The organism is Clostridium boliviensis (assembly GCF_033342255.1).
Classification (GTDB): Bacteria; Bacillota; Clostridia; order Lachnospirales; family Lachnospiraceae; genus Lacrimispora; species Lacrimispora boliviensis.
The window spans coordinates 88073-108598 of sequence record NZ_JAWONS010000179.1 but is presented as its reverse complement, the minus strand read 5'-3'; the positions used below and the strand labels follow the sequence as shown (position 1 = coordinate 108598).

Sequence of the window (20526 nt, the reverse complement as noted above, 5' to 3'; positions counted from 1 at the left end):
AGATGTTCTTACCTTGCCGCCTTTCTGTATTCAGCAGGAGAGACTCCGGCTGTTTTTTTAAATATACGGCTGAAATAGAGCGGATTCTCATATCCAATGATTCCTCCTATTTCACCGACGCTGTAATCAGTGCTTTCTAATAGTTCCTTGGCTTTTTTAATCCGTATTTCGGTCAGGTATCTTCCAGGAGGCATTCCCGCATATTCCCGGAAGCTTCGGATAAACCAGCAGGTACTCATATGGAGCTGCCTGGCATATGTCTCGATTTCGATATTATTTGCCAGATTCTCATGAAAATACCGGACTGTTTTTTCCATTTGTTTCTGGAGCTCTGTTTTTTTTACTCCGCCTTCCTCTCTGATCCGTCTCAGAAGGAGAAACAGCTGCTTTAAATAAAGGGCTGAGAGCTCCTCGAAGGAGGGGCGGGTAAGCTGCACTTCCCGGATTATGGACAGAAACAGTTCCTGGTATCTGGAGGAAATTCCGGTATACAGTAACCGGTTATTAAGAAAGCCGGCTTCTTTGGTGAGGGGCTGTGCTTCACTGCCGGTGAAATGGACCCAGTAAACTTCCGGTTTATTATTGATATAATAGGAATATTGCTGGGGGGTATGGGGGGGAAATAAAACCATGCTGCCCTCTGAAATTTCAGTAACGGTACCGTCTATGGTGAAAAAAGCTTTTCCTGCCGAAATATAAAGCAGCTGATAGTCTGAACGGCCAAGAGGACGAAAGGTTGACATAACAGGTAGAGAGACCAAGCGGTAAACGCCGCAGCTGTTGACTCTTAAGGGGATTATATTATTTTCCAGTTCATCTTCTGTTAAATTCATATAACCGGTGTTTGTATACATGGAAGGATTCTCCTTTCAGCTATAGAAACTATCTGTAACTTCCTGAAATAAATTATTTTCCCATATCTTTAGAATTGGTAGCTGATATTACTTCACCAGTATCAGAATTTATAAATTTCACAGTAATATTGTCAACAGCTGTTCCATTAAATACATGATACATTCCTCCATACATATAGAAAGCTAATACAGAAAAAGATTCTGCCATTGCTAATTCAGAAGATTTTGTGGTTATTTCGAATTCAGTAAAGTCTTCATTGGCTGTAACGTCAGTATAATTAGGGTAATCTTCAGAACCAACCATTTCTGCCATGGTTGAGTTGATTGTATTTTTTAATTCCTCCATCATTTCTTTGTGCTGCTGTTTGGTCAATACATATGTAGCACTTCCATCGTCGTTTAATGTAATGGATTTATACCCTTTTTCTTCACACATTTTATTTAGTTCTTGCTGCGTTTGCTCACCGACGAAATTAGCGGGTATGGTCAGCTCAACATTAAACAGGCCTTTTTCTACATCTACCTTTCCTACATCTTCCAGATCATTATTAGTTTCAACACTTACATTATTATTTGAATCAGCAATACTGGTTGTTTCAGATGTGGCAGATACTGTATTAGTATGTTTGCTGCAACCTGTGGATAAAAATAATGATGAGATAAGGAGTGCGGTAGTCAGTAGTTTTAATTTTTTCATAGTCATTAAGTCCCCTTTATAATGGTAATATTTTATTAATAGCCTTAGAGTGTCATTTATTATTATAGCTGATAAGTGATATTTTACAAGAAATAAAAAATAATTGAAGTTACCTCCTCATTTTTAATACCCAAAACGACAGTTATCCACAATAATGTGGAAACATTTGTGGATTAATTGTTAGTATCTGAAAATACGACATAAAACCACAAATTATTCCAGTATAAGTATCTCTAAATGTTGATGCTAGTCAGGCGCGGCTTAGATTTGCTTGAAAAAACGGAGGAATTGGTTTTGACTACATTTAAGTGGTAAAAGCTGGTGATACTAAAAGTCTTGAAAACCTCGGTTTTAAGCCATAAACCACCATTTTACAGGGAAAAATAAAATCAGCGGTATCATTTTGTGCATGTTTTGTCTAATCAAGGATATGGATTTTTCGCCCTGTTCTTCTATAATGAAAGATAAGAAAAAAAGGAGGAGTCGACTATGATCGTACCCAGACATTATGAAAATCTGCATCTGCTTCATGAAAATACAATGCCGTACAGAGCTTACTATATCCCTGCTTCTACAGCACAGTTTGATTTGACGGATAAAAGAGAAAAATCCGACCGGTTCTGCCTGTTAAACGGAAACTGGAAGTTTCAATATTATGACAGCATCTATGATGTAAAAGAAGAATTTTATCTGGAAGGTTATGATACATCCAGATTTGATGAGATTCTGGTGCCCAGCTGTTTTCAAAATTATGGCTATGATAAGCACCAGTATACCAACACCAGATACCCTTTCCCCATGGACCCGCCATATGTTCCTGCAGAGAATCCATGCGGCGCGTATGTCCATCATTTTGTCTATAAGAGAGAGGATGATGCTCCCAAAGCTTACTTAAACTTTGAAGGAGTGGATTCCTGCTTTTATGTATGGTTAAACGGCAGCTATGTGGGATACAGCCAGGTTTCACACGGAACCAGTGAATTTGATGTAACAGGTGTGATCCGAGACGGGGACAATACACTTTCCGTTCTGGTTTTAAAATGGTGTGACGGGAGCTATCTGGAAGATCAGGACAAATTCCGCATGACAGGAATCTTTCGGGACGTATATCTGTTAAAGAGACCGGAAGAAGGTATTTTTGATTACTTCCTCATCACATCTGTCAGGAATGGACAGGCTCATGTTGCGGCTGCGATTACCTTTATTGGAAAAGAGATTCCGGTGAAAGTAACCGTAACAGACAGAAACGGGAAGACGGTTGCCAGAAAAGAGGGAGTTGCTGCAGAAGGAAAGATAGAATTTAGTATTGAAAATCCTGTGCTCTGGAATGCAGAAAACCCATATCTTTATACGGTAGTATTTGAGACAGGCCAGGAAGTAATCGTTGACCGTCTGGGTATCAGGGAAATCACCGTTCGGGATGGCGTAGTGTATTTAAATGGTGAGAAAATTAAGTTCCATGGTGTTAACCGCCACGACAGCGATCCTGTTACCGGATTTACAATCAGCCTGGATCAGATGAAGCGTGATTTGCGTCTGATGAAGCAGCATAATGTTAATGCTATCCGTACCAGCCATTATCCCAATGCACCACAGTTCTATCAGCTTTGTGATGAGTATGGATTTTATGTCATTGATGAGGCAGATAATGAAAGTCATGGAACGGGGTACATCTATATGAAGACCCGTACCACAGAGGTATGGCGTGACCGCTGGAACCGTGCCATTGCAGACAATCCGGAATTTACGGAAGCGACCGTTGACAGGACAAAGCTTTTGGTTGAGCGGGACAAGAATCGTCCATGCGTTGTAATCTGGTCTATGGGAAATGAATGCGCTTATGGGTGCACCTTTGAAGCAGCACTTTCCTGGACAAAGTCATACGATCCCACAAGGCTTACTCACTATGAGGGTGCCAGATACATCGCTGTGGACAAAACTTATGATTTTTCGAATATTGATTTATTCAGCCGTATGTATCCCAGCCTGGATGAAATCATCGAATACACGAAGCGGGAGACAGCAAAGCCTTTCATTCTATGCGAATACAGTCATGCCATGGGAAATGGACCTGGGGATTTAGAGGGCTACTTCCAGGTGTTTGAACAGCACGACAGGGTTTGCGGCGGCTTTGTATGGGAATGGTGTGACCACGCAATTTATCAGGGCAGGACGATTGACGGAAAGCCTATGTATCTTTATGGAGGAGATCATGGGGAGTATCCTCATGACGGCAATTTCTGTATGGATGGTCTTGTATATCCGGACAGAAGACCGCATACGGGTCTGATGGAGTTTAAGAATGTAAATCGCCCGGTACGGGTCGTTTCCTTTGATCAGGATAAAAAAGAGCTGACGCTTCATAATTATCTTCACTTCACCAATTTTAAAGAATATGGATTTATTACCTATGAAGTGACCTGTGATGGAGAATTAAAGGCGAATGGAGTTGTGAAAGATGCAGATATGCCAGAGCTTATGCCCGGGCAGGAGTGCAGACTGCCGCTGAAGTTTGATGTCCCGGCAGCAGGTAAATGTTACTTAAAGGTTAGTTATTATCTGAAGGAAAGCAGCTTTCTTGTGGAAGCAGGAAGCCTTCTTGGTTTTGATGAAATTCTTCTGAAAAATGAAGATATGAGAAACCGGACGGCAGCAGCACTCTTAGAGAAAAAAGAAAAAGACGGAGCTTTTGAAGTATGCGAAGATGACCGTTATATTTATATTAATGGAAAAAGCTTTTTCTATACCTATAGTAAACTGACAGGAACGTTTCAAAAAATGAATTTTGAAAACCATTCCATATTGGAACGCCCCATGGAAATTAATATCTGGAGAGCACCTACAGATAATGACAGTGATATTAAAAGTAAATGGATGGAGGCTCACTATCACCGTGCTTCTTCCAGAGGGTATGAAACTAAATGGGAGGAAAAAGAAGGCTGTCTTCAACTATCCACTGTGATGTCTATGGCAGCAGCCCCCATTCAGCGGATCTTAATGATTGATGCACTATGGACCATTGGAGCGGAAGGCACTATAAGCGGAAGGCTGGATGTTAAGAGAGATACTGAGTTTCCGGAACTTCCCCGGTTTGGCCTCAGGCTGTTCCTTTCAAAACAGATGAATCAGGTGACCTATTTCGGACTTGGTCCTGTTGAAAACTATATTGATAAGAAAAATGCCAGCTATCATGGTCTGTTTTCTTCCAGTGTAAAAGAGATGCATGAGGACTATTTAAGGCCCCAGGAAAACGGAAGCCGCAGTGATTGTGACTTTGTAACCATAGCAGGAGATAATCTTTCGGTCACTGTTGCAGCAGATAAGGCGTTTTCCTTCCATGCATCAGAATATACACAGGAGGAGCTGACGGAGATAGCCCATAATTATGAACTGACTCCCTCAGGTTTAACAGAATTCTGTGTAGACTACCGACAGAACGGAATCGGATCGGAAAGCTGCGGACCGGAACTTCGGAAAGAATATATGTTTGACGAAGAAGAATTTACATTTGAGTTCACTCTGGTACCAGAAAGTAACTAAATAGCTCTATGAATAAAGTGTAAAAAAAGGGGAGATGCATATGCACCTCCTCTTTTGGATGAACGTATCAGTTTGTTCCAGCCAGAAATCATTGATATCAAAAACCCCGTTGATCATACCGCCTGATAAATCAAACAGGATTCCCTGCACAGGAACTGTAATAACAAACTTATTTTAACCAATTCATTTACCAATCAGCTGCCGGATATAGGTAAGCAGACCCAGCCTGCGGAGTGCTTCTAATAGAAATGCCGCAAACACGGTTCCGCATACGGTACTCATCAGAAAAGGGACCACAAAGAAGAACACAGCAACATCCTTACCAAGTATCATCATTGCAACCGGGTAGCTTAATAGTGCGCCGATCAGTCCTGTTCCTGTAATTTCTCCCACATAAGCTAAGAGAAGCTTCCCGGTCTTTTGAAACAGAAGCGCACTTAAGTATGCCCCTACTATACTTCCGGGGAAAGCAAGAAGCGTTCCGGTACCGGATAAGTTTCTGATGAGAGAAGAGACAAAAGCCATGGCAACACCGTAAGCGGGACCTAAAAATACTCCTGCCAGGACATTTACCAGGTGCTGAATCGGAAAGCATTTCGAAGCTCCAATGGGAATGGAAAAGCCGGAGAGTGAAACGGTGAGTGCCACCAGCATTCCACTAACAGTCAGTTTTTTTATGTAAACTATAGAAGGGGTGTGGGTGACAGCTGTCTTATTTAAATTAGTCTTTGAATTCATGATTTTTTCTCCTCCTGATTCAATATCATTCATCATAGATGCTGACAATTTCCCCGTCTAAAATCCGGTTCATATTTTTCATTGCGCAGAAATTACCGCACATGGAACAGGTATCTTCCTTTTCTGGTTTTGAAGATTCACGGTACCTTCTGGCTTTTTCCGGATCAATGGAAAGAGCAAACATTGCTTCCCAGTCCAGCCGTTTTCTTGCGTCACTCATCTGGTAATCCCATTCCTTTGCACCTTTAATGCCTTTTGCAAGATCAGCGGCATGAGCAGCAATCCGGGCGGAGATAATGCCTTCCTTCACATCATCGGCATCGGGAAGCCTTAAATGTTCCGCAGGGGTCACGTAGCAGAGGAAGGAAGCTCCGGCAGCGGCAGCAATAGCACCGCCGATGGCAGCTGTAATATGATCATAACCAGGTGCAATATCCGTAACCAGGGGCCCCAGTACGTAAAACGGAGCACCTTTACAGATTGTCTCCTGGATTTTCATATTGGCAGCGATCTGGTCAAGGGGCATATGTCCTGGTCCTTCAATAATCACCTGTACATCCTTTTCCCAGGCCCTGCGGGTCAGTTCCCCAAGGGTAACCAGTTCTTCAATCTGGGAAATATCTGAGGCATCAGCAATACAGCCCGGACGGCAGGCATCTCCAAGGCTTAACGTCACATCGTGCTCCCGGCAGATCTCCAGAATACGGTCAAAATGCTCATAGAAGGGATTTTCATTTCCCGTCATCTCCATCCATGCAAAGATGATGGAACCGCCTCTGGATACGATGTTGGTCAGGCGTTTTGCTTCTTTAAATCGGTGAGCAGTCTGCTTGTTGATTCCTACGTGAATGGTCATGAAGTCCACTCCGTCAAGAGCATGCATTTCCACAATCTGAATCCATTCCTCAGAAGTGATTTCCTTAAGGGGTTTATGATAATAAACAACGGCATCGTAAATGGGAACCGTGCCTATCATGGCAGGGCATTCGCCTGTCAGCCTTTTTCTGAACTTTCTTGTGTCACCAAAGGAACTTAAATCCATAATGGATTCAGCGCCCAGTGAAACGGCATCCTCTACTTTTTTTAGTTCCAGATCCATATCATTTAAATCTCTGGAAGTTCCAAGATTTACATTGATTTTTGTTTTCAGCATGGAACCAATGGCATTTGGCTCTAAACAGGTATGGTGTTTGTTGGCAGGAATAACTGCTTTGCCTTCAGAAACCAGCCTGATAAGCTCTTCCGGTTTGATTCCTTCTTTTTCTGCTGTAATTTCCATTTCCCGCGTCAGAATGCCCTTTCTTGCAGCATCCATCTGTGTGGTGTAATTCATATGTAGTCCTCCTTCATTATTTGAAGGGATTTACGGCTCAGGACAAAAAAAGAGCCCATACCAACAGGTACAGGCTCAGATAGATACATCCGTCTTGTATAAATCCCTACGTTGGCATTACCCAAATCAGGTTATAAAGGTCGAAGTTTGATAACTTCCTCTCAGCCCGCATACGAGCTCCCTCTTGTGGCACTAGTGTAGCACCGGTACAAATGGATGTCAAGTGAAAATTCACTCAGTGATAGCAGATTTCATTTGTCTTATGTAGCTGCAGATTGGCTCTACACAGTCTTTTCCATGCATGGCGGCCAGCTTCACAATGGCGCTTCCAACGATTATACCATCTGCATATTTACTTAATTCCTTCGCCTGTTCCGGTGTGGAAATACCAAAGCCGATAGCACAGGGAATATCTTTTGAATCCTTAACAAGAGAAACCATATCTTTGATATCAGAGGTAATTTCCTTTCTCACACCTGTTACGCCCATGGAAGAGACGCAGTAAACAAATCCCTCTGCTTTAGAAGCAATGGCTGTAATCCGTTCCTTTGAAGTGGGAGCGATCAGGGAGATTAAATCAATCCCGTACTTTTGACAGATGGGATATAGTTCATCCTTTTCCTCAAATGGCATATCTGGAACGATAAGAGCATCAATCCCGCATTCTGCCGCATTTTTAATGAAACGCTCGCTTCCGTATACAAATATTGGATTAATATAAGTCATAAAAGCCAAAGGGATATTTGTTTTTTGCCGGATTCGTGTGACAGTTTCAAAGATTTTGTCTGTGGTAGTGCCGGCTGCAAGGGCACGCTGGTCTGCTTCCTGGATCACGATTCCCTCTGCAACCGGATCAGAAAAAGGAATTCCCAGCTCTATGATATCAGCACCTGCCTCAGCCATGGCAGGAACCAGCTGCTCCGTAATCGAAAGGTCAGGGTCACCAGCTGTAATGAATGGGATAAATGCTTTTCCTTTTTTAAATGCTTCACTGATTCTACTCATAGATTTCTACCCCCTTGTAACGTGCAATTGCGGCTACATCCTTGTCTCCGCGTCCGGATAAGTTGATGACGATAACCTGGTCTTTTCCCATGGAAGGTGCAATCTTTCTGGCGTAAGCTATCGCATGGGCGCTTTCAATGGCAGGAATGATTCCTTCTTTTCTGGACAAATATTCAAATGCATCCACTGCTTCATCGTCTGTGACAGGAACATAATCTGCCCTTTTGGTATCAAACAGTGCTGCGTGCTCCGGTCCGATTCCAGGATAGTCAAGCCCAGCTGAAATGGAGTAAACGGGAGCAATCTGTCCGTATTCATCCTGGCAGAAGTAGGATTTCATACCATGGAAGATTCCTACGGTTCCGGTGGAAATGGTTGCGGCATTTTTATCAGTATCTATTCCGTGACCTGCTGCCTCACAGCCTACCAGCTTAACAGAGCTGTCACCAATAAAATCATAAAACAGTCCCATGGCATTGCTGCCTCCGCCCACGCAGGCGATCAGCATGTCAGGAAGCTTTCCTTCTGCTTTTAAGATCTGCTCCCTGACTTCCTTTCCGATGATGCTCTGGAAATCCCGCACAATGGTGGGAAATGGGTGAGGTCCCATAACAGAACCTAGGACGTAGTGGGTGTCCTCCACCCGGTTGGTCCATTCCCGAAGCGTCTCATTTACCGCATCTTTTAAGGTCTGTGTTCCGCTGGTAACTGGATGAACCCTTGCTCCCAGAAGCTCCATACGGAATACATTGAGTGCCTGGCGGTCCGTATCTTCTTTTCCCATGTAAATTTCACATTCCATTCCCATTAAGGCTGCAGCAGTTGCAGTAGCTACTCCGTGCTGACCGGCACCGGTTTCTGCGATGACACGGGTTTTTCCCATTTTCTTTGCCAGGAGAACCTGGCCAAGTGCATTGTTGATTTTATGAGATCCGGTGTGGTTTAAATCTTCCCGTTTTAAATAAATCTTTGCACCGCCCAGATCCTCTGTCATTTTCTCTGCATAGTAAAGCAGAGATGGTCTTCCGGTATAGGTTTCATGCAGTGCCTTTAATTCAGCCAGAAATTCTTCATCCTGCATGCAGGCATTGTAAGCCTTCTCCAGTTCCGTCACTGCATTCATCAGCGTTTCGGGGATAAATTGTCCGCCGTGCTGTCCAAATCTTCCTTTTGACATAATTTTCCACTCCTTACTGTTTGTATGATTTTTTTTATTTTTTCCGGGTCTTTTCTGCCGTTTGTTTCAGCCAGACTGCTGACATCCAGGCAGAATGCTTTCGTTTTAAGCGCTTCCTCTATATTTTCCATGCCGATTCCACCAGCAAGAAACCAGGGTTTATTAATCATCGGAATCATGGACCAGTCAAAAGATGTTCCGCTGCCGCCTTTCATTCCTTTGACATAAGAGTCCAGAAGAAGATAGTCTGCAGAAAGCTTTTCCGCTTCTGATATTTCCGCCGAGGACTTGACGCGGATTGCTTTTATAATGGGGACCGGTTGGTCTAATCTGTTTTTCAGTTCCCATATATCCGCCTCACTTTCCTCACCGTGAAGCTGAATCATCTGGATTACGTTACTTTTCACAAGGGAAATGATTTCGTCTGCAGGGCTGTTTACGAAGACTCCCACGGCGGGTATTGCAGGGAGAAGCTCATTTCTTAAAAGTTCCGCCTGTCTGAAATTAAGCTGCCGCTTTCCCGGAGCAAAAACAAACCCTGCGTAATCCGGCTTATAGCAGTTGACAGCCAGCACATCTTCTTTTCTGGTGAGGCCGCAGATCTTGATTTTCTTTTCAAAATTTATCATTGGCAGCCTTCCTCATTTCCAAAAGAATCTTTTTCTTGTCAGGAGAGCGCATCAGGCTTTCTCCGATCAGGACTCCGTTTACACCGGCCTGATACAGCCGCTTTACATCATCCGGGGTCTGTATTCCGCTTTCTGCAATGAACGCAGTCCCTGCAGGCACCAGGCTTCTTAAACGGATAGAATTTTCAAAGTCAACCTCGAATGTCTTTAAGTTCCGGTTATTGACTCCGATCAGTCGCGCTCCTGCAGAAAGTGCGCTGTGGATTTCTTTCTCATCGTGCGCTTCAACAAGAGCACTGAGCCCAAGGCTGTCACAGAGTTTGATGTATTCTTTCAGTTTTTCAGTATCCAAAAGAGCACAGATAAGAAGAACTGCCGAAGCACAAAGTACCTTTGCTTCCAGGATCTGATAAGGATCTACGGTAAAATCCTTTCTTAACAGAGGGAGGGAAACAGACCGGCTGATTTCGGTTAAATATTCCCCTTTTCCCAGGAAATATTCCGGCTCTGTCAGTACGGAAACAGCGTCTGCACCGGCTGCTTCATACTCCATGGCGATTTCCCTGTATGGAAAATCCGGTGCGATCATTCCCTTTGAAGGAGAGGCACGCTTCACCTCGCAGATAAAGGAGATTCCCGGAGAGGAGACTGCCCGTTCAAAAGAGAAATCAGATTCCCTTTGTCCCGCATCAAAAGCAGTGTATGCCATCTCCTCCATCTTATCGATTGGAATCACGTTTTTCGCCTCCTCCGCCCGTTTTTTAGAGGCTGCGGCCAGAGTGTCAAGGATCATAAAGCCACCTCATTCACTGCACTTACAAATTCTTCCAGTTTTGCAGCTGCCTTTCCGGAATCAATTAAGTCAGAAGCAGTCTGAATGCAGTCAGATATAGTGCAGTTGTCAGTGCCAAGATAAAGACTGAGGGCGGAATTTAAAACCACAATATCCCGTTTTGGACCGCGAAGTGTTCCGTCTAAAATCTCCTTTGTAATTTTGGCGTTATCTGCAGGAGTTCCGCCCAGTAAGTCGGAAAGGCTGCTGCGGCTTAAGGAAAACTGTTCCGGAGTAATTTCATATGGAATCAGTTCCCCGAAACGGATTTCACAGACATGGGTAGGGCCCGTTACGGTTGCTTCGTCCAGTCCGTCTGATCCGCAGACAACAAGCCCCCGCTTCACTCCTAAGTTGCTTAAAACCTGGGCGAGGGGTTCCACCAGCTTTTTATCGTAGACACCTAACAGCTGCATGGTGGCACCTGCCGGGTTTGATAAAGGGCCAAGTATGTTAAATATGGTTCTTACTCCCAGCTCTTTTCTGACAGGACCTGCGTACTTCATGGAAGAATGATGGACCTGTGCAAAGAGAAAGCACATTCCGGTTTCTTTTAAAACCTTGCCAGACTGCTCTGCGGTAAGGTTTAAGTTAACTCCCAGCTGCTCCAGAACGTCTGCAGCGCCGCTTTTGCTGGAAACGCTTCTGTTCCCGTGCTTTGCAACCGGGACGCCTCCTGCAGCCACTACAAAGGCGCTGGTAGTGGAGATATTAAAGGTTCCAGCCTCATCTCCTCCAGTACCTACGATATCAATGACGGGAAAATCCGGCTCCAGCTTCATCGCCTTTTCTCTCATAACTGTGGCGCATGCGGTGATTTCATCAATGGTCTCCCCCTTCATGCGCAATGCTGTTAAAAATGCTGCCATCTGGGCCGGAGTGGTTTCCCCGCTCATAATTTCATTCATAACCTCTCTGGCAGCCTGAAAGCTTAGGTCCTGACCTTCAATTACATCATGGATTGCTTTTTGAATCATTGGGTTTGCCTCCTTTATATAATGGTCATAAAATTTTTTAATATTTTCATTCCATCTGGTGTAAGTATGGATTCCGGGTGAAACTGCAGTCCGTAGACCGCGTACTCTTTATGTTTCACTGCCATGATCTCGCCGATTGAGTCGGTACCGATCACTGACAGGCAGTCAGGAAGGGAGTCCTTTTCGGCTATCAGGGAATGGTATCTGGCAGCAGGTATTTTATCTGGAAGTCCCTTAAAAATGGGATCTGTAGTATCAATGTCAATCAGGCTCTGTTTTCCGTGCATCAGTTTTTTTGCGTGGGTGATAGCTGCCCCGTAAACCTCACAGATACCCTGGTGCCCCAGACAGACACCAAGAATTGGAACGGTTCCGGCAAGCTCCTTTACCACAGCCTCGCATACACCGGCATCCTTTGGATATCCCGGACCTGGAGAGAGTACGATGTGGGCTGGATATAATAGACGGATTTCCTCCACAGTCAGTTCATCATTTCTTATGACTTTAATATCCGGTTCAAGGGAACCAAACAGCTGAACCAGATTATAGGAAAAGCTGTCATAATTATCAATCAGCAGTATCATCAGTCATTCACCTCCCCGGCCGTTTCAATTGCATGGATGACAGCCTTTGCTTTGTTTCCCGATTCTTCATATTCCAGCTCAGGAACACTGTCAGCCACAATCCCTCCGCCTGCCTGAACGGTTACCGTTCCATTTTTCTTTACAGCCATTCGTATGGCAATGCAGGTATCCATGTTTCCGGTGAAATCAATGTAACCCAGCGCACCTCCGTAGATACCTCGTGGTTCCCGTTCCAGTTCCTCGATAATCTCACAGGCGCGGATCTTCGGTGCACCGGAGAGAGTGCCTGCAGGAAGTACCGCTTCGATTGCGGAGAGTCCGTCACAGTCTGGTCTTATGTCTGCCTCAACCTGGGAACAGATGTGCATAATCCTGGAAAACCGGTGGATCATCTTATATCCGGTGACCTCCACGGTGGAAAACTTTGCTGTTTTCCCTAAGTCATTCCGTCCTAAATCCACAAGCATGTTGTGCTCGGACAGCTCCTTTTCATCGGCAAGAAGCTCTTCTTCCAGCTGTCTGTCTTCCTCCTCACTGCATCCCCGGGGTCTGGAACCGGCTACAGGGAAGGTAGTCAGTCGGCCATCCTTGAGACGGACTAAAGTCTCAGGAGAAGTGCTGATAATCTCTGTCTCATCCATGTGGAGATAGACCATGTAGGGGGAAGGGTTGGTGGTCCGCAGCACCCGGTAAGCATTTAAGAGGCTGTCGTGATATTCACTTTTAAACTGTCTGGATAAGACAGCCTGAAAAATGTCTCCGTCCACAATGTATTCCTTTGCTTTTTCCACCATTTGGCAGTATTCCTCTTTGGAAACATTGCATAGAAAATCTGGTCTGCTCTGTACGGCTGATTGTTTCAGGGGAGTATTTTCCCCGATCATCCGTGCGATATTTTCCAGTCTTGCACAGGCGGCTCCATAATTTTCCATAATCCGGTCGGTCTTCATATTTACCACGATGCTTATTTTCTGCTTCAGATGATCATAAGCAATCACTGTGTCAAACAGCATCAGATCAAAGTCGCTGCAGTCTCCCTTTTTTATGGACAGTACAGGTTCTGCATAACCAATCATGCTGTAAGCGAAATAGCCGACAAAGCCTCCCGTAAAGGGCGGAAGTCCGGGAATCTTCGGGGAACGGTATTCCTTTAACAGTTCCCGGAGAACCTCAAAGGGAGTATCCGATCTGAAAACCTCATCCTGCCCGGTTCCTGTGATGCTGTCATAACGGCGTATGGTGACCACATGGTCCTGGCAGCTGACTTTCAGGACAGGGTCATAGCCAAGAAAAGAGTAGCGTCCCCAGGTTTCGCCGCCCTCGATGCTTTCTAACAGAAAGTGTTTTCTGCTTAATGCCCCGATTTTTCTCAGCAGAGTGATTGGGGTTACAATGTCTGCGAAAATTTCCCTGCAGACTGGTATGACAGGGTAGGAAGCGCCAAGCGCTTCAATCTCCCTGCAATCCGGTGTGATAGTCATAATACTGGCTCCTTTCCTGAATAAAAATTTTTGTAATAAAAAAAGCTCCCGTCCCTCTTCCATAGTTCTATGGATAAGAGGGACGGAAGCTTGTAGTGACTCGTTCCGCGGTACCACCCTGATTGGAGAAGATAGACTTCTCCCGCTTATAACACACCAACATGTGCCTCCCCTTGATAACGGATAGGAAACCCGTCGGCATCTACTACCGGAGACGAACACCGGTTTCAAGCCGCCCTCGCAGGTCCATTCAGACCAGACATCAACGCTTCCTTTCACCAACCGGAAGCTCTCTGTGCATGATGAAGAGATCTTACTTACTCCTGCTCAACAGTTTATTACTTTGCTTTGCTACAGTATATGAGATCAAAAAGAAAATGTCAATACGTAATTTAAAATTTAATTTCCACGTCATTGACATTTGATAAAATGGTGTTAGAATGGTGCTAATCGATAGCAGTAAAAAAGCAGGAGGATATCAGATGGCGAAAATAGGAATCATTGGAATCGGAAATATGGGATATGCAATTGCAAAAGGTTTGCTGAAACAATATGAGAAAGAGGACATAGTCTTTACTGATGTAAATAAAGACCGCTGCAGGGAAGTATCAGAAGAACTGGGGATTGACTGGGTGGAATCCAACTGCGAATGTGCAGGTCTTGCAAAATATATCGTTCTGGCGGTAAAGCCCCAGTATATGGATCCGGTTTTGGCGCAGCTTCGGGATCTGGTAACAGAGAAGAATGTTATGATATCCATTGCGCCCGGAATCACCACCGACCAGTTACAGGAAAAGCTGGGAGAGGGGAAAAGAGTGGTTCGTGCCATGCCCAATACCCCTGCGCTGCTGGGCGAAGGCATGACCGGAGTCTGCTATGAAGAAAAAGCTTTCACAGAGGAAGAGAAAACTGCCATTGCCGGAATTTTCAGTTCCCTGGGCAAGATGAGGATAGTGGAAGAGCGTCTGATGAATGCAGTGGTCTGTGTCAGCGGCAGCTCTCCTGCTTATGTCTATATGTTTATTGAGGCTCTGGCTGACAGCGCCGTAAAATATGGTCTTCCGCGGGAGGCAGCCTATGAGATGGCAGCACAGGCAGTGGCAGGAAGTGCCAGAATGGTGCTGGAAACAGGAGAGCATCCCGGAGCACTGAAGGATAAGGTCTGCTCTCCGGGAGGAACCACGATTGTCGGAGTTTCTGCTTTAGAGGAATACGGGTTCCGCAATGCGGTCATTAAGGCCTCTGATGCCTGTTATAAGAAATGTGAGAAACTGTAGGACAAAGGCCGAAAGGAGATGCGATATGGATCAGATACCGGTAAAACGATTGGATAGAATCTTAAAATATGAGGGGAGCATTTTAAAGATTTACGAAGACACAGTGGATGCAAACGGGCATCTGGCGCACTGGGATTTCATTCATCATAAAGGGGCAGCAGCTGTTGTTCCGGTTACAAAAGATGGAAACCTCCTTATGGTCAGGCAGTACCGCAATGCATTGGACAGGTATACTCTGGAGGTCCCGGCGGGAGCGCTTGATTCTCCTGAGGAACCAAAGCTTGACTGTGCACACAGGGAGTTAGAAGAGGAGACCGGCTATAAAACAGAAAAACAGAAGATGGAATTTCTGATCAGGGTTAATACCACGGTTGCATTCTGTGATGAAGTGATTGATATTTTTGTGGCACGGGATTTAGAGCCTTCCAGACAGAACTTAGATGAGGATGAGTATATCGAAGTGGAGGAATGGGCAGTAAAGGATTTAGAGGAAAAGATCTATCAGGGTGAGATTACCGATGGAAAGACCATTGCAGCGATTTTGGCATATGCCAGAAAGTACTGTGTAAATTAAGGGAATAAACAGACCCTCTGCAGGCATAAATTATGACAAGACCTGTAGGGGGATTTTTATGGCTGGTTATATGCTGCGATTAAGATCCATACTAAAGAGGAGAGCTGCAGGAAGCAGCCGTTATATTCCTGTATCAACGGGAATCAGGGCAGATGACCGTTATCTGGTCTGCTTTTTTATCGGACTGATGGCCGGAACTGTAATTGCGAATTTCTGGTACTCTTCATTTGAGAATGAAGCCGTTTACTATTTAGGGCTGTTAGACAGAAGCAGAAGTGTCAGCGGACAGGAGAGTATCGGGCTTTTTGCAGCAGTCTTAAGGCAGAGACTGATTGAGATTTTTATAGCCTGGCTCATAGGCATGACTGCGTATGCCGTTATTTTATATTGCCTTCTTACGGCAGGGCTTGGATTTTCCATGGGATTTGTCATGTCTGTCATCACCGTACAAAAGGGTCTGATGGGGCTTCCCTTTTTCTTTATGACAGTGATGCCGCAGTGGCTCTGCTATCTGCCGCTATGGGTACTTATCCTGTATTGGGGAGTGCAGAAGGGAAAACGATTTCGTTCAGCTGCTCTTATTTTCATCCTGCTTTTTTCCGTAGCGGGAAGTGCCCTGGAAACCTGGATTAATCCCATTTTCGTAAAATACGTCCTGTAAACAGGGAAATCTAAAAAAAAATAAAGTAAAATGATTTACCGAAAGTTACCATATCTTGCGAAATTTGGGAGCATGCCACCAATATCTGGTATATATTATGTTAAGTGCTTTTTTTGCTAAAAAAATGTGTTTGATTTTATCGAAAATAGTCTATATAATGTTAGGAAGAAGCCTTATTTTAGGGCATTTTTTGAAACCGGAAGGTCAGGGGATATTGAAATGGTAGCCGAAATTAATCATTTTATAATTTATTTAAGAGATATCAAAAAAACATCAAAAAACACTGAGGTGTCATACCAGAGAGATTTAATTCAGATGGCTTCTTTTTTAGGGCAGCAGGGAATTAAGGAAGTGGACAAGGTGACGAAGACCAGTCTGAATTCCTATATTCTGTTTCTGGAAAAAGAAGGCAGGGCTACCACTACCATTTCACGCTGCCTGGCTTCCATGAAAGCATTTTTCCATTATGAGTGCAGAGAAGGATTGATTTCCAAAGATCCGGCTGAGCTATTAAAGGCTCCTAAGGTTGAAAAGAAGGCGCCTACCATATTGACTGTAGATGAGGTGAACTGCCTCTTAAGCCAGCCAAGCGGGGATTCTCCCAAAGAACTGAGAGACCGTGCCATGCTGGAGCTTTTGTATGCGACGGGGATTCGGGTATCAGAGCTGATTCATCTGACCAGCAATGATGTGAATCTGACTGTGGGCTATATTACATGCAGGGACGAGCATAAGGAGCGGATGATACCTTTTGGAAAGGTGTCAAAGCTGGCTTTATCTGCTTATATGGAACGGGGCAGACATGCTCTTTTAAAGGGACAGGAATCAGAGTGGCTGTTTACGAACTGCAGCGGGAAACCCATGAGCCGCCAGGGATTCTGGAAGATCATTAAGTTTTATGGAGATAAGGCTGGCATTCAGTCCGATATTACCCCTCATACATTAAGACATTCATTTGCCGCCCATCTGCTGCGCAACGGCGCGGATATTCACGCGGTACAGGCTATGCTTGGACATTCTGATATGGCTACGACGCAGATGTATATGAATTATGCCCAGAAGGAGACGGTACGCCGTACCTATGCCGGTGCGCACCCAAGAAGCTAGACGGAATATAATAAGAATATAAAACAATATTTGCCTGTAAAGACTCTTTGCGCTATAATAGGTAAGTCGGCGTGATAAGCTGCAGGAAAATTTATGATTATGAGGGATAAAAGATGAAGAAATTAGAAGATTATGTCACAAGCATTCCGGATTTTCCGGAGGCAGGAATTGTATTCCGTGATGTGACTACCATTCTGGAAGACCCGGACGGACTTTCCATCGCTGTGGACGGAATTCGTCAGATGTTAAAAGGAGTGGAATATGATTCTGTAATAGGGCCTGAGTCCAGAGGCTTTATTTTTGGTGTGCCGGTAGCCTATGCAGAACACAAGGGCTTTATACCTGTCCGTAAGAAGGGAAAGCTTCCGCGAGAAGTTCTTTCTGCTGATTACGAACTGGAGTATGGCAAAGCAACCGTAGAGATCCATAAGGACTCCATTAGACCAGGACAGAAGGTAGTTATCATTGATGACCTGATTGCAACCGGAGGAACCATTGAAGCCATCATTAAGCTGGTGGAAGAGCTTGGCGGTGAAGTGGTTAAAATCTGCTTTATCATGGAGCTTGCGGGATTAAAAGGCAGAGACAGACTGACGGGATATGATGTGGAAGCTATGATTACGTACGAGGGTAAATAATCACGTTATAAGAGAATTTAAGGTTTTTTGCTACCCGCTTTTACGGGGGAACAAAGGCTTTGGATTCTCTTTTTTTCAATCAAAATCTCCATACAACCTATTGCTTTTCTGATTTTGAGTGTGATAGAATGAGTTCAACACATTGAATTGTATACAATGTGCAACATAAAAACAATGGTACCGGAAAGAATGATAGAGATCACGAAAGAAAGGAAAATAAATTATGGCTGTACACGTTATTGACGAAGCAAACAGATGCCTGAACTGCAAAAAACCCTTATGTATGCAGGGCTGCCCCATACAAACAGCAATTCCCCAGATGATTCAGGCGTTCAAAGAGGGAAACTTAAACAAAGCAGGAGAGATGGTCTTTGAAAATAATCCCCTGTCTCTGGTTTGCTCCCTGGTCTGCAATCACGAAAAGCAGTGCGAAGGGCACTGCATACTGGGAAAGAAAGGACAGCCGGTTCATATCAGCAGTATTGAGAACTATATTTCCGATACTGTATTTGACCAGTTGAAGATTGAATGTATGCCGAAAAATGGAAAGAAGGTAGCGGTGATTGGTGCAGGCCCGGCCGGCATTACCATTGCAATCCTGCTGACAAAGAAGGGCTACAGCGTAACAATTTTTGATGCAAGAGATAAGGTGGGTGGTGTTTTACAGTACGGAATTCCGGAATTCCGTCTTCCGAAATCTATATTGGAACGATATAAGAAAAAGCTTCTGGAGATTGGAGTGAAGATACGTCCTAATACTGCGATTGGAACGGCACTGGAAATTAAGGACTTAATCCGTGATGGCTATCAGAGTATCTTTATCGGAACCGGTGTATGGAGACCAAAAACGCTGGGAGTCAAAGGGGAATCCCTGGGCAATGTCCATTATGCCATCGATTATCTGGCAAATCCTGACGCCTATCATCTGGGAGAAACCATAGCTATCATTGGAATGGGCAATTCCGCCATGGATGTAGCCAGGACAGCCATTCGCCACGGTGCCAGAAAGGTGACTCTTTATGCCAGAGGCATGTCAGGCACTGCCAGTGAACATGAAATGGCCTATGCCAGACTTGATGGTGCGGACTTCCAATTTGGTATGCAGATCGTGGAAATTACGGATGATGGCCCAGTCTTTACGAAAGTTCTCCATGATGAAGAAGGGAGACCGGCAGGACTTAAGGAAGAACGGGTTCAGATTTTTGCAGACTCCACCATAATTTCTGTCAGCCAGGGTCCAAAGAGCAAGCTTGTTAATACAACCGAAGGCTTAAAAGCCAGCCAGAACGGTCTTCTTATGACGGATGACAGGGGACAGACGACTATTCCCGGTATCTTCGCATCGGGGGATGTGGTGCTTGGTGCCAGAACGGTCGTGGAGGCCGTGGCTTACTCAAAGACAGTAGCAGAAGCCATGGATGAATATATGAAATCAAAAGAAGAGTGATAAATATGATAAATAGCAGTTTATTAAACCTGCAGGGTATGCTTTTTTTGCTGGTTGCGTGCGGAGTGGTTTTACGGAAACTGGGAATCCTTCCGGACAGTGCAAAACAGGTGCTGACAGATCTGGTTATTGATCTCATCCTGCCATGCAACATAATAAGTTCCTTTCTCATTGAATTTAATATGGATATTTTAAAGGGGTTCGCAGTCATACTGTTAATAGCCTCGCTGATTCAGTTTGGCTGCCTGATCATCGCAAATACCTTTTATATAAAAGAGCCGGAACGGCGAAAGAAAGTGCTTCAGTACGGAACTGTCTGCTCTAACGCAGGGTTTATGGGAAATCCGATTGCCGAGGGGATCTACGGGGCTGAGGGACTGATGTATGCGTCTATCTTTCTTGTTCCCCAGAGAATTGTTATGTGGTCCGCAGGAGTGTCTTATTTTACGGAAAGTCCGGACAGGAAGACGGTTGTGAAAAAGGTTCTTACCCACCCTTGCATCGTTGCAGTATATATCGGTTTGTTTTTTATGATTACCCAGCTGTCAATGCCGGTGTTTTTAGAAAATACCATTCGAAATGTGGGCAGCTGTACCACAACTGTTTCCATGGTGTTAATCGGAACCATTCTTGCAGAGGTGAAAGCAGGAAGTATATTTGATAAAGGGATTGTGAAATATACATTGATCCGTCTGTTTTTTATCCCTTTTCTTGTTTTTATCTTCTGCCGCCTGTTTCCTGTAAGTCCGCTGATATCCGGAGTATCGGTGCTGCTGACCGGAATGCCGGCAGGAAGCACCACAGCCATACTGGCAGCAAAATACGACGGAGACTATATCTTTGCCACTAAATGCGTGGTAGTGACAACCCTCTTGTCCCTTGTCACCATTCCTTTGTGGTGCCTGGTACTGTGATTTAATAAATGATAAAACGGCACCTTCTTTTTTGGAAGAAGGTGCCGTTGCTCTATAAATA

The 20526-nt window shown here is 44.5% G+C and carries 19 protein-coding genes, 1 riboswitch and 1 other annotated feature; of the genes, 8 read left to right on the top strand and 11 right to left on the bottom strand.

Translation table 11 applies throughout. The features are described 5' to 3' along the window. Positions 1–8: 8 nt before the first annotated feature. Together RZO55_RS11555 and RZO55_RS11550 are read right to left on the bottom strand one after the other, a co-directional pair. Positions 9–854 carry a helix-turn-helix domain-containing protein gene (locus RZO55_RS11555; protein ID WP_318064435.1) on the bottom strand — a complete coding sequence of 282 codons (846 nt, stop codon included), beginning with the start codon at positions 852–854 and terminating at the stop codon, positions 9–11. Positions 855–906: 52 nt separating this feature from the next. Continuing rightward, complete coding sequence (locus RZO55_RS11550) at positions 907–1551, bottom strand: hypothetical protein (RefSeq protein WP_318064434.1); 645 nt, start codon at positions 1549–1551, stop codon at positions 907–909. A gap of 489 nt (positions 1552–2040) precedes the next feature. On the opposite strand from RZO55_RS11550, the gene RZO55_RS11545 reads away from it, so the two are divergent. Next, positions 2041–5091: a glycoside hydrolase family 2 TIM barrel-domain containing protein gene (locus RZO55_RS11545; protein WP_318064433.1), complete on the top strand. Its 3051-nt coding sequence runs from the start codon at positions 2041–2043 to the stop codon at positions 5089–5091. 183 nt (positions 5092–5274) lie between these two features. On the opposite strand, the gene thiW is transcribed toward RZO55_RS11545, so the two are convergent. The 9 genes from thiW to RZO55_RS11500 all read right to left on the bottom strand — a co-directional run bounded on the left by thiW (position 5275) and on the right by RZO55_RS11500 (position 13847). Next, the gene (thiW, locus tag RZO55_RS11540; protein WP_318064432.1) at positions 5275–5829 is read right to left on the bottom strand and encodes an energy coupling factor transporter S component ThiW; all 555 of its coding nucleotides are present in this window, start codon (positions 5827–5829) and stop codon (positions 5275–5277) included. Positions 5830–5854: 25 nt separating this feature from the next. Then, positions 5855–7162: a phosphomethylpyrimidine synthase ThiC gene (gene thiC / locus RZO55_RS11535; protein ID WP_318064431.1), complete on the bottom strand. Its 1308-nt coding sequence runs from the start codon at positions 7160–7162 to the stop codon at positions 5855–5857. Positions 7163–7247: 85 nt separating this feature from the next. Then, a riboswitch (TPP riboswitch) is annotated at positions 7248–7356 on the bottom strand. A 37-nt stretch (positions 7357–7393) separates the two neighbouring features. Then, positions 7394–8167, bottom strand: coding sequence for a tryptophan synthase subunit alpha (trpA, locus tag RZO55_RS11530; RefSeq protein WP_318064430.1), 774 nt, complete (start codon positions 8165–8167; stop codon positions 7394–7396). Next, positions 8160–9344: a tryptophan synthase subunit beta gene (gene trpB, locus RZO55_RS11525; RefSeq protein ID WP_318064429.1), complete on the bottom strand. Its 1185-nt coding sequence runs from the start codon at positions 9342–9344 to the stop codon at positions 8160–8162. The genes trpA and trpB overlap by 8 nt, the downstream gene beginning before the upstream one ends. After that, positions 9290–9973, bottom strand: coding sequence for a phosphoribosylanthranilate isomerase (locus RZO55_RS11520; RefSeq protein WP_318064428.1), 684 nt, complete (start codon positions 9971–9973; stop codon positions 9290–9292). The genes trpB and RZO55_RS11520 overlap by 55 nt, the downstream gene beginning before the upstream one ends. Continuing rightward, entirely contained in the window at positions 9960–10766 is an 807-nt protein-coding gene (gene trpC, locus RZO55_RS11515) for an indole-3-glycerol phosphate synthase TrpC (protein ID WP_318064427.1), read from the bottom strand. The genes RZO55_RS11520 and trpC overlap by 14 nt, the downstream gene beginning before the upstream one ends. After that, the gene (trpD, locus tag RZO55_RS11510) at positions 10763–11782 is read right to left on the bottom strand and encodes an anthranilate phosphoribosyltransferase (protein WP_318064426.1); all 1020 of its coding nucleotides are present in this window, start codon (positions 11780–11782) and stop codon (positions 10763–10765) included. The genes trpC and trpD overlap by 4 nt, the downstream gene beginning before the upstream one ends. 14 nt (positions 11783–11796) lie before the next feature. After that, a complete protein-coding gene (locus RZO55_RS11505) occupies positions 11797–12366 on the bottom strand; it encodes an anthranilate synthase component II (protein WP_318064425.1) in 570 nt (189 codons plus the stop codon). Next, entirely contained in the window at positions 12366–13847 is a 1482-nt protein-coding gene (locus RZO55_RS11500) for an anthranilate synthase component I family protein (RefSeq protein WP_318064424.1), read from the bottom strand. Before RZO55_RS11500 ends, RZO55_RS11505 begins: the two co-directional genes overlap by 1 nt. Before the next feature lie 75 nt (positions 13848–13922). Beyond that, positions 13923–14187: a binding site (T-box leader), on the bottom strand. Positions 14188–14329: 142 nt separating this feature from the next. Between RZO55_RS11500 and proC the strand changes: the two genes are divergently transcribed. The 7 genes from proC to RZO55_RS11465 all read left to right on the top strand — a co-directional run bounded on the left by proC (position 14330) and on the right by RZO55_RS11465 (position 20465). Further along, positions 14330–15124 carry a pyrroline-5-carboxylate reductase gene (proC, locus tag RZO55_RS11495; RefSeq protein WP_318064423.1) on the top strand — a complete coding sequence of 265 codons (795 nt, stop codon included), beginning with the start codon at positions 14330–14332 and terminating at the stop codon, positions 15122–15124. A gap of 25 nt (positions 15125–15149) precedes the next feature. Continuing rightward, positions 15150–15698 carry an NUDIX hydrolase gene (locus RZO55_RS11490; RefSeq protein ID WP_318064422.1) on the top strand — a complete coding sequence of 183 codons (549 nt, stop codon included), beginning with the start codon at positions 15150–15152 and terminating at the stop codon, positions 15696–15698. Between the two features lie 58 nt (positions 15699–15756). Further along, complete coding sequence (locus RZO55_RS11485) at positions 15757–16359, top strand: stage II sporulation protein M (protein WP_318064421.1); 603 nt, start codon at positions 15757–15759, stop codon at positions 16357–16359. A gap of 219 nt (positions 16360–16578) precedes the next feature. Next, complete coding sequence (locus tag RZO55_RS11480; protein WP_318064420.1) at positions 16579–17466, top strand: site-specific tyrosine recombinase; 888 nt, start codon at positions 16579–16581, stop codon at positions 17464–17466. A gap of 113 nt (positions 17467–17579) precedes the next feature. Then, positions 17580–18104 carry an adenine phosphoribosyltransferase gene (locus RZO55_RS11475; protein WP_318064419.1) on the top strand — a complete coding sequence of 175 codons (525 nt, stop codon included), beginning with the start codon at positions 17580–17582 and terminating at the stop codon, positions 18102–18104. A 223-nt stretch (positions 18105–18327) separates the two neighbouring features. After that, the gene (locus RZO55_RS11470; protein WP_318064418.1) at positions 18328–19551 is read left to right on the top strand and encodes an NAD(P)-dependent oxidoreductase; all 1224 of its coding nucleotides are present in this window, start codon (positions 18328–18330) and stop codon (positions 19549–19551) included. Positions 19552–19556: 5 nt separating this feature from the next. Then, the gene (locus tag RZO55_RS11465; RefSeq protein WP_318064417.1) at positions 19557–20465 is read left to right on the top strand and encodes an AEC family transporter; all 909 of its coding nucleotides are present in this window, start codon (positions 19557–19559) and stop codon (positions 20463–20465) included. The last annotated feature ends 61 nt before the right edge of the window (positions 20466–20526 follow it).